The 9120-nt window shown below is 68.2% G+C and carries 11 protein-coding genes; 8 read left to right on the forward strand and 3 right to left on the reverse strand.

The genetic code is table 11. The annotated features are described in order from the left end of the window. Positions 1 to 175: 175 nt before the first annotated feature. Both istB and Q7T15_RS10835 read left to right on the forward strand, forming a co-directional pair. Complete coding sequence (istB, locus tag Q7T15_RS10830; RefSeq protein ID WP_304696160.1) at positions 176 to 964, forward strand: IS21-like element helper ATPase IstB; 789 nt, start codon at positions 176 to 178, stop codon at positions 962 to 964. 15 nt (positions 965 to 979) lie between these two features. After that, positions 980 to 1270 carry a hypothetical protein gene (locus Q7T15_RS10835; protein WP_304696162.1) on the forward strand — a complete coding sequence of 97 codons (291 nt, stop codon included), beginning with the start codon at positions 980 to 982 and terminating at the stop codon, positions 1268 to 1270. On the opposite strand, the gene Q7T15_RS10840 is transcribed toward Q7T15_RS10835, so the two are convergent. Further along, on the reverse strand, positions 1267 to 2988 hold the full coding sequence (locus Q7T15_RS10840; protein ID WP_304696164.1) for a nuclease-related domain-containing DEAD/DEAH box helicase: 1722 nt from the start codon (positions 2986 to 2988) through the stop codon (positions 1267 to 1269). The genes Q7T15_RS10835 and Q7T15_RS10840 overlap by 4 nt on opposite strands. Before the next feature lie 115 nt (positions 2989 to 3103). Between Q7T15_RS10840 and Q7T15_RS10845 the strand changes: the two genes are divergently transcribed. The 4 genes from Q7T15_RS10845 (at position 3104) to Q7T15_RS10860 (ending at position 5391) form a co-directional block, all read left to right on the forward strand. Then, the gene (locus tag Q7T15_RS10845) at positions 3104 to 4000 is read left to right on the forward strand and encodes an HNH endonuclease (protein ID WP_370689144.1); all 897 of its coding nucleotides are present in this window, start codon (positions 3104 to 3106) and stop codon (positions 3998 to 4000) included. Between the two features lie 104 nt (positions 4001 to 4104). Beyond that, positions 4105 to 4587, forward strand: a complete 483-nt coding sequence (locus tag Q7T15_RS10850; RefSeq protein ID WP_304696168.1) for a DUF2510 domain-containing protein — start codon at positions 4105 to 4107, stop codon at positions 4585 to 4587. A 106-nt stretch (positions 4588 to 4693) separates the two neighbouring features. Further along, complete coding sequence (locus Q7T15_RS10855; protein ID WP_304696170.1) at positions 4694 to 5104, forward strand: DUF2510 domain-containing protein; 411 nt, start codon at positions 4694 to 4696, stop codon at positions 5102 to 5104. Between the two features lie 80 nt (positions 5105 to 5184). Then, complete coding sequence (locus Q7T15_RS10860) at positions 5185 to 5391, forward strand: dodecin family protein (protein ID WP_055898746.1); 207 nt, start codon at positions 5185 to 5187, stop codon at positions 5389 to 5391. A 100-nt stretch (positions 5392 to 5491) separates the two neighbouring features. On the opposite strand, the gene Q7T15_RS10865 is transcribed toward Q7T15_RS10860, so the two are convergent. After that, positions 5492 to 6313, reverse strand: a complete 822-nt coding sequence (locus Q7T15_RS10865; RefSeq protein WP_304696173.1) for a hypothetical protein — start codon at positions 6311 to 6313, stop codon at positions 5492 to 5494. 209 nt (positions 6314 to 6522) lie between these two features. Then, positions 6523 to 7299 (reverse strand): DarT ssDNA thymidine ADP-ribosyltransferase family protein, encoded by a 777-nt coding sequence (locus tag Q7T15_RS10870; RefSeq protein WP_304696175.1) that lies wholly within the window; start codon positions 7297 to 7299, stop codon positions 6523 to 6525. A 175-nt stretch (positions 7300 to 7474) separates the two neighbouring features. Here Q7T15_RS10870 and Q7T15_RS10875 point away from each other — a divergent pair, with 175 nt between their 5' ends. Together Q7T15_RS10875 and Q7T15_RS10880 are read left to right on the forward strand one after the other, a co-directional pair. Continuing rightward, the gene (locus tag Q7T15_RS10875; RefSeq protein ID WP_304696177.1) at positions 7475 to 8032 is read left to right on the forward strand and encodes a hypothetical protein; all 558 of its coding nucleotides are present in this window, start codon (positions 7475 to 7477) and stop codon (positions 8030 to 8032) included. Beyond that, positions 8020 to 8868: a hypothetical protein gene (locus tag Q7T15_RS10880; protein WP_304696179.1), complete on the forward strand. Its 849-nt coding sequence runs from the start codon at positions 8020 to 8022 to the stop codon at positions 8866 to 8868. Before Q7T15_RS10875 ends, Q7T15_RS10880 begins: the two co-directional genes overlap by 13 nt. Positions 8869 to 9120 lie beyond the last annotated feature (252 nt).

A 9120-nucleotide genomic window follows, 5' to 3' on the forward strand; every position in this document is an offset into this window, starting at 1 on the left:
GGATCGAGCGGACCTACCATCGACGTCGACGGCAGCGGGTTCTAGGCCGTTTGACGCCGGTGGAGTTCGAGGCGATCATGACCACAAGGGCCGCGTCCGCGGCCTAAGAAGAAGAGTCACCGGAACCCTCAGCAGTCCCCTACGACCGGGCGTTCGGGATTGAGGGGGTCGCGTGATGGCCGGCAAGAGCACCGAGTCGGTCAAGCAGATCACCTATCTCGCCGGCGCGCTGAAGGCCCCCCGGATCACCGAAGCCGCCAGCCGGATGGCTGACCAAGCAAGGGACGCAGGCTGGTCGTTCGAGGACTACCTCGCCGCCGTCCTGGAACGCGAAGTGAGCGCCCGCAACGCATCCGGCGCGGAACTGCGGATCAAAGCCGCCGGGTTCCCCGCACGCAAAACCCTGGAGGACTTCGACTGGGACGCCCAACCCGCGACCCGGCAACAGATCGCAGGACTCGCTTCCGGAGGGTTCCTGCTGGAGGCGCGGAACGTGGTCCTGCTCGGCCCGCCCGGCACGGGAAAGACCCACCTCGCGACAGCGCTCGGGATCGTCGCCGCCCGCCACGGGCACCGAGTGCTCTTCGCAACGGCAACGGATTGGGTCACCCGCCTCACCGACGCCCACCGGCAAGGGAACCTGCCCAAAGAACTCGCCCGACTGCGGCGTTACGGGCTGATCATCGTCGACGAGGTCGGCTACCTCCCCATCGAGCAAGACGCCGCGAACCTGTTCTTCCAACTCGTCTCGAGCCGCTACGAACACGCCTCCCTGATCCTGACCTCGAACCTGCCGTTCTCCGGTTGGGGCGGCGTCTTCGGCGACCAAGCCGTCGCTGCCGCGATGATCGACCGCAGCGTCCACCACGCCGACGGCCTCACCCTCAAGGGCGCCAGCTACCGGCTCCGCGGACGCGGAATCGACAGTCTCCCCAGCATCAGAACCCAAGATCCGGCAGACTAACGAAACGACAACCAGGTGGCCTCATTTTCGAGCGTCGCAACGGCCTACTTTTCGAGCGTCGTCGACAGCTGGCAGGGCCTCAAGCATCTGTCGGTGGGCATCGATCGAACCTCGCTGGCCAAGACCCCGAGCGTCGCGCAGGCCGCTGAACGCTACATCGCCGCGATCGAAGCAATTCCTGGTGGCCGGGCAGTGAACTCAAAGATCTCCGCCCGCAGCTTTGATGCCGCCACGGCTCCCGCTGCGGTTCCCGACTTGATTGAAGCAATCGAGGCATTGGTCGAAGAGGTGCAGCAGTTGGCCTAAAGCTTCTGCTCCAGCACCACGAGCCGATCCGTCGCGCGCGTCGCCCCCACATAGAGCAGGTCGCGGTGGTACTCCTTCGACAGGTCGACGTCGGTCAGAATCACCGCGGGCGCCTCGAGGCCCTTGAACTCGTGGATGCTCCCCCAACGAACGCGCGTCGCTTCGTCGATGCTGGTGCCGAGGCGTGAGGTGAGGCGGGCATCCGTCGCCGGGTTGGCGAGAGCCTGGCCGGTCGCCGACCGCTCGCGGGCGTAGGGCGAGAGAATCACCAGCTCGCGCACCGTGAACGGCTCCGACAAGATGAGCTCGACGGCATCGGCGAGCAGGCGCTGCTGCTCATCCCTGGTGGTGAAGGTGTGGCGCTCGACCGAGACCTGGTCGTCGTCGCTGCGGCGGTGCTCGCTATAGAGTGTCGGCTCTCCAATGAGCTCGGCTACGAAGCGCGCCACCTCGGGGGTCGTGCGCACGTTCTTGTCGAGACGGAGCGTCATGAGGCCCGGTATGCGCCGCAGCACGGTGGCACGGGCATCCGGTGCGGGATCGGTGCCTTCTGCGTGCCGGCGGTAGATGACTTGGTGGTCGAAGTCTCCGGTGATGAAGACCGGCGCGCGCTCGAGCCCGCCCACGAGCAGGGCGTCGAGCACGTCGAGGTACTGCTCAAGCGCCACATCTTGCGCCTCGTCGACGACGAGGTAGTCGAACTGCGGGCCCAGCTCGAACGCCGCCTCGAGCGCCTGCTCGGGCAGGGTCTGGTCGTACCACTCCGGCTCGACACGCCCCCTTTCGAGTTTGCGTCGCGCCTCGTTCTTGCCCGCGTGCCGGTCGACCACCTGCGCCATCAGCGAGTGGATGCGCCGCACCTCCACCCCCTGACCGCACAACTCCGCGAGCCGGGCTTCGATGAGGCGGTTGAAGACGACGACAAGGGTGCGCTTCCCGGCGACGCAGGCTCGGCGCGCGGCCTCCGCTGCGACCCACGTCTTCCCGGATCCGGCAGGCCCTTCGACCAGTATTCGCGGGTTGGTACCCACCACGTCGAGAAGCTTCACCTGCTCGTCGGTGAACTGGGCCTGCTCGGTCTCGCGCCGGCGGGCCAGCTCTTTGGCGCTGAGCTCGGCGACGAAGCGCGGGGTGAAGAGGTCAACGATTCGGGCGGTGTGCTCGGAGTCGGGTTGGGAGGCGACGCGGCGGAATCCGCTTATTGTCACGGCGAGGTGCTCGGACGCTTTGTTCAACGTGCGGATCACCGCGGCGGCAGTGTTGCCATTCGCGAGGTCGGCTGCATCCAGCAATTGCCAGTCGTGCCAGCCGATGCTGGGCGTGAACTTGTTCTTGCTCAGCTGCGTGAGCCACGCGGCATGAAAAACCGGGTAGCCGACGGGGCCCGCTCCTCTTGACTGGAGGTACTCGATGATCGAGTGCTGCGCCCCCGACGCCTGCTCGAAGGGGCTGCGGGTGACCCAGTCGCGTTTGCCGTAACGCCAGCGCCCTTCGCCGTCGGCTTCGATGCTCTCGTGCGACTTCACCTCGATGACGAGCACGCCGTGCGCGGGCGCGACCACCACGAAGTCGGCTTCACCCTGCACTTGGCTGACGTGCCGCGCGATCTCGAGCGAGTGAAAGACGACCCAGTCGTCGGTGCGAGGCGCGTCGCGGAGCGCCGTGAAGACGGCGTGCTCCCCCGGTGGGGCGTCATCGCCGATCGTCGGAGGAATCATCCGTGCCATCAGATCTGAGCGTAGGTCGAATGCCGGGCACGGTCGACACCCCCGAATCGGTGGCAAAGTCTGCCCTCGCCAATAGGCTGCGGTGAAATAGAGCAAAGGGGTGCGGATGCTGTCGAGCGAGGAACAGGCACTTCTGCGGTTGGAGGTCTTCGCTGAACTCGAGCTCTTCATCGACGCGCGCGGCGGGTTTGCGAGCCGCGATGAGCTGACGGCATTCACGTTGCGAGGTGGCACGCGGGTCCCGCTCATCGACCGCAACAAGGGCATACGGAACCCGGCCGAGTTCGACTCCACGCTGGCGATCGTCTCAGCCGGCGACAAGGGCCGCTACAACGTCTACGACGACGCCATCGACCGCTCAAGCGGGTTGCTCTATTACTCGTGGGGGCAAGGCCCCCTCAACGCGGGCGACAACCGCAAGCTGCACGTCGCGCTCGAGCAGCAGGTGCCGATCATTCTGTTCGAGAAACCGCTGCCGAACCTCTACGTTCCGGTCTTCCCGGTCCGCGTCATCGACGTGCTGCCAGAGCGTCGCCAGTTCGTCATTGACCTCGACGAGAGTGGGGTGCGCGCTACCGCTGCGACCACGCTCGACAAGCGGTACGTCGAGCGCCTCGTGAAGCAGCGCGTGCACCAGCCCGTGTTCCGGGCTCGCGTCCTGAGCGCCTACGACAAGCGGTGCGCGGTCTGCACTCTGAAGTACGCCGAGCTCCTCGACGCGGCGCACATCATCGCCGACACGGACGAGCGCGGGCTGCCCGTCGTCACGAATGGCATGGCCATGTGCAAGATCCATCACGCCGCCTATGACCAGAACTTCCTCGGCGTCAGCCCCGACTACGTCGTCCACATCAACGAGCGCCTGCTCGCCGACCGCGACGGGCCGATGCTGCAGTACGGCCTTCAAGCCATGAACGGCAAGCCGCTCGAGCTGCCATCGCGACGCGACGATCGGCCCGATCGCGACTTCCTCGCCGAGCGCTTCGACAGCTTCGCCTCGTAGCGCCCGCCCCAGCGCTCGCCACACCGCGCCTCGCGCCGCATAATGAACTCACCTCACCGCGCGACTCACCCACGCGCCCCCACCCGAGCCCCGAGGAACCCGAGATGACCCTCAACCCCGCTGACTACGGCCAGGCACCGCCCGCCGAGGGCTGGTTCCCCGACCCGACCTCCCCCGGCCACGAGCGCCGCTGGGACGGCACCTCCTGGACGAACGAGACCCGCGAGTCCGCCAGGTCGCAGCTCATCGAGCCGTCCGCGCTCGCGAGCCCCGACCAGCTCAACGCCGCCATCCTCAGCGCCGAGGCCTACAGCGAGCTCGTCGACCTCGCTCCCCCGACGCCGCCCGCCTCCGTGCCACTGCTGTCGGTCGCCACCGCGCCGAAGCGCGACCGCAAGACGCGCCGGCTCGTCGGCGGGCTCTCGCTGCTGCTCGTCTTCGCCGGGGTCATTGCCGTCATCGTCGGCGTCTACGGACTCGTCGGCGTGCTCGCGCTTCCCAGCAGCGCTGCGATTCTGCTCGCCGTCAGCGGCGCCGTCCTCTTCTTCGCCGGCATCGTCGTCGGGGCGATCCGCACCCGGCGCTGAAGAGCAACCGGCCACCCACTAGCAACACGAGCCGCGATCGCAGATTCACACCCCCCATTCGGGGGGCGCTCCGAGAAATGCCAGGGGCATCCCGGACGATTCTCACGTGACTGACATCGTGATCATCCAGCCGCGCGAGGGATGGTTCGCCGACCCCACCGTCCCCGGTCAGGAGCGCTGGTGGGATGGCGCCGCATGGATGCCCCTCACCCGCCCCGCCGCCCGCACCGCCCCCGTCGGCCCCGAGCAGCCCGCGAGCCCCGATCAGATCGAGACCGCGATCGAGAGCGCCGAGGCCTTCACCGAGCTCGTCGACCTCGCTCCCCCGCGCATCGACGACCGCCTCGTCACCCGCGTCGACGCCGCCGAGCTCGCCCACGCCGCCCGCCAGCCGTCGGCGCGGGCCGGCTACGCCGCCGCGATCGCCGTCGGGATGCTCGGTTCGGCCCTCATCGCCGCCACCGCCGTGATCACCAGCAGCCTCGTGCAGTCGGGCACAGTAGCGCTTCCCTTCTAGTCGGCGCACCCCCTTGCGGCGCATCGGCCGCGCACCTTGACTGGCCCCTTCACCCGCTTCACCGAAGAAGGAGGAACGCCATGTCATCAGTCGCCCGCGTCACCACCATCACCGCACGATCCGAGAAGAGCTTCGAAGACGCCATCCGCGTCGGCATCGAGCGCTCGAGCGCCACGCTGCGCAACGTCGAAGGAGCCTGGGTCAAGGAGCAGAAGGTCGACATCGACAACGGCTCCGTGCGCATGTGGCACGTGACGCTCGAGGTCACGTTCGTCCTCGACGACTAGACACCGAAAACACCGCAACGGATGCCCGTGAGGGGTCCCGAGCGCAGACGAGAGCCCGGCGGGTGCATAGACACCGCCGGGCTCTCGAGCTGCGTGAGGGCTAGCCGAACGGCAGCGGCGACGGCGCCGAGGCCGCCTTGCCCCAGTCGATTGTCTGCGCGAGCGAGTCGACGAGCTCGGTGAACGCCGCACCGTGCTCGCTGTTCGCCTCGAGCAGCATCGAGTAGACCTGGTTGGCTCCGGCCTGCGAGCTGACGCCCTCGAAGTCGGCGACGTCGAGCGGCATGCGCGCGGAGACCGCGGCGAGGGCCGTGTCGAAGTACTGCTGCATGATTTCGCGCTCGTCGACGCGCTCCTGGATGATGCGGCCGCCGAACTTGCTCAGGGCGGTCAGGCCGAAGCTCTGCCAGAGGATGAACCCGTGCCGGTCATCCCACGCCTCGGGGTAGGCCTTCGCGACGGCCGACCAGTAGTACGAGACCATACGCGTGATCAGGCGCGCGCCCTGCTCGAGCTGCAACTGCGACGCCGAGTGCGGGCCGCCCTCGATCGCGGCGAGCACGACCTCCGGCGGGAAGCACTGCGCCTCGACGCGCGGCATCTCGCGCAGCGTGATCGAGACGATCGCCTTGAGGGCGCTGAGGGTGATGGGCTCGACGGCTCCGGCCTTCTTGGCGAGCTTCTTCGCCTGCGGCACGTGGACCTTGCCGTCGAACACGGCGCCGGCCTTCACGAGCTCGGCGGCGATCCACTCGGCGCGGCCGTTGGAGTTGTGGAGCAGCTCGGCGTCATCGGGCCGGGGCTCGGCGGTGACGACGCTGATCAGAGGCGGCACGGAGGCGGGGGCTCCGGCGGCGGGGAGGTTCGGGCGGGCGAGGCCCGCGTAGTCGAAGCGCGAGCGCGCGGGGGCGATATCGGTCATGATGCATCCCATCGGGGGGTCCGTCGAGCGCGAGGATGGGTGGTTCGGGTGCCACGCGCGGGACTGGGTGCGGGTATTCGGGTATGACGGAACGCGCGGGGACACGAACCGTTCTCGTCATTGTGCACCCGAGGGGGCTAGAACGACACCCCGCGTGCGGGGGACACGCCGGAGCAGATCGGCGCAGGTCGGCGAATTCGCGCTGCTGACTACGCGATCGGCGTCGGCACGAACCACGGCGGGTAGACCGCGACCTTCGCCTTGAGCCCCGCGTCGGCGAGCGCGCGCTTGACCTCGTCGCGGCGCTTGTCGTTCGCGACGGCGACGAGCGCGACGCTCGCGAGCGGCACCGTACCGGGAACGAGGGCCTCGGCAGCCTGCATGACGGCCTCGTCCATGGCGGCGCGGGCGAGCATCCGCTTCGCCGCGTCGGGGGTGCTGCCGACGGCGGTCGTCATGGCGGCCGCGTCGCCGTCGGTGACGATCAGTCGGTCGGCGACGGCCGGGATGTCGACGCCGAGCACGATGAAGTCGACGGCGAGGGCGCGGCGGGCGTCGTCGCTCCAGGTGGGGCCAGCGGCGCCGTCCTGCACGAGCGACCACCAGGTCGCGCGCGGCGTGAGCGAGAACGCGATGCACTCGAGCACGGATGCGTCTGCCGTCGCCTGCGCGGTCGCCCGCAGCTCGTGCGTGATCGGGCTCGCGAGCACGACCTCGGCCTGCTCGGCGCTCAGGGTGCTCGGCTTGAGCTCGCCGCTCGCGATGATCGCGGGCAGGTTGCGCACGTGCGTGACGTGGAAGATGCGCTTCGGGAGGTTGCTCGCGCGCGGCTCAGGGGCCTTCGCAGCGGTCGTTCCGGGAGCGGGAGTGCGCAGATTCGTCTTCGGAGCCTTCGGCGCGCGACGGACGGCGACCTTCTCCGGCTCGGGCGGAGGGAAGCACGACGCGCACATGCCGGGCTCGAAACCGTGAATGCACTCGTCCATGTACTGCTGCTCCCTCACTCCGTTGCGGGCTCGTGGCCCAACGGTTAACGGTACGCGGGTTTCCGGGGAGCTCTGACCGCGATGCCGCTCCTCCCCTTATGGCGCGGTCTCGGGTCTCTCCTCCTCCGTGTGGAGAACGTCCGAAGGCGACGAATGCTCTGTCTACCCTGTGCGGGTGACGTCGCCTCGACTGCCCCTGGCCTTCCTGATCACCGCATCCGCATTCGCCCTGACCGGATGCTCGCCCGAGGCCGCAGTGCCCAGCGCGCCGCCCTCGGCCGAGGCCGAGCCGTTGTTCGCGAGCGACGAGGAAGCGCTCGCGGCCGCGGAGGCTGCTTTCGAGGAGTACCTCGTGGAGGCGTTCGCGGTGTTTGGTGCGGACGCAGGAAGCCCAGACCGCCTCGAAGCCGTTGCGACCGGTCAGGTGCTTGAAACTGACTTGGCGCGTGCTGACCGCTATTCCACCGAGGGGCTGCGGCAGGCAGGTAAGCCCGAGGTACTTGAGACTCAGCTCCAGCAATACATACCTGGCGCAAACAACGACGAAGTAGTCACGTACTCATGTCTCGATGGCACTTCCATCGAACTCGTCGACGCGACGGGAGCGTCGCTTTCCGACCCGAACCGGGCAGCCACGATCACAGTTGAAAACACCTTCGAGGCTGGCGAATCGGGCGGACTTCTTCTCTCGCGATCTGAGATTTGGGCCGAGGGCGAGACGTGCGAGTTCTAGCGATCGCGGCCCTCGTAAGCAGTCTCGCCGGGTCCGCGATTCCTGCTCCTGGCCCTATCGATGATCTTTGGTCTCATTCAGAACCAGAGACTTCGGAAGGGTCGGGCGGAGTTCGCATCGGGGGAACGATCACTCGTGGGGGCTCGAGTGAGGACAACGGGCGCAGTTCGGAGTCAAGCGGCAGCGCCGCGACCGTCGCCTGGACCCCACCGCCCGGCATCCCGCCGTGGGTCGTCCCCGCCGAGCGCTGCGTCGCTCAGGGCGACATCGCGGCCGACTGCACCGCGGCCCGACCCGGCGCCCCCGCCGCTCCCCCGCCCGCGGACGCCGCACCCGGCACCCCCGGCATCACGATCCGCGACGTCGCCTCCTTCCGCCCCGAGCTCGCGACCCTGAGCTCCGAGCCGAGCGGCTGGGCCGTCCGCGGGCTTGACGCGAACATCCTCGCGACCGGCGGCAGCAGCGTCCGTACCGGCGAGCTCTTCGGCACCGTCGCCGAAGTGCGATTCACCCCCGTCGCCTACCTCTTCGACTACGGCGACGGATCCGCCCCACTCAGCACCTCGACCCCCGGAGCGACCTGGGCCTCCCTCGGCCTCGACGAGTTCGACCCAACCCCCACGAGCCACGCCTACGCCGCTTCCGGCACCTACACCGTCACGCTCCTCGTCGACTACGCCGCCGAGTACCGGATCGGCGGCTCCGGCGACTTCACGCCCATCCCGGGAACCCTCGCCATCCCCTCCAGCCCGATCGAGATCGTCGTCGCCGACGGCGCCCAGGCCGCCCTCGTCCACCGAGACTGTGTCTCGAATCCGCGCGGCCCCGGCTGCTGACAAAGACAGCACCGAGTCCCCCATTTTGTCCCCCTAAAGGCGGACACCCCCAAAGCGAGGGTGAAATGCTCTCACCACCTCGTTTACCCACCGTTCACGAGATAAAGTCGCACTAGATGTAGTGCCCAGGGACGTTGTTTGATCTGGCGTCCCTGACAGAGCGAGAACCTCCGGGCCAGAGTGGAGCTGTCTAAGTCACCGCTCTGAGCCCAGGAGGTTCTCGTGTCTCACGGTAATGCGGCCCTGACGCCG

It is taken from the genome of Microcella sp. (genome assembly GCF_030645145.1).
Classification (GTDB): Bacteria; Actinomycetota; Actinomycetes; order Actinomycetales; family Microbacteriaceae; genus Microcella.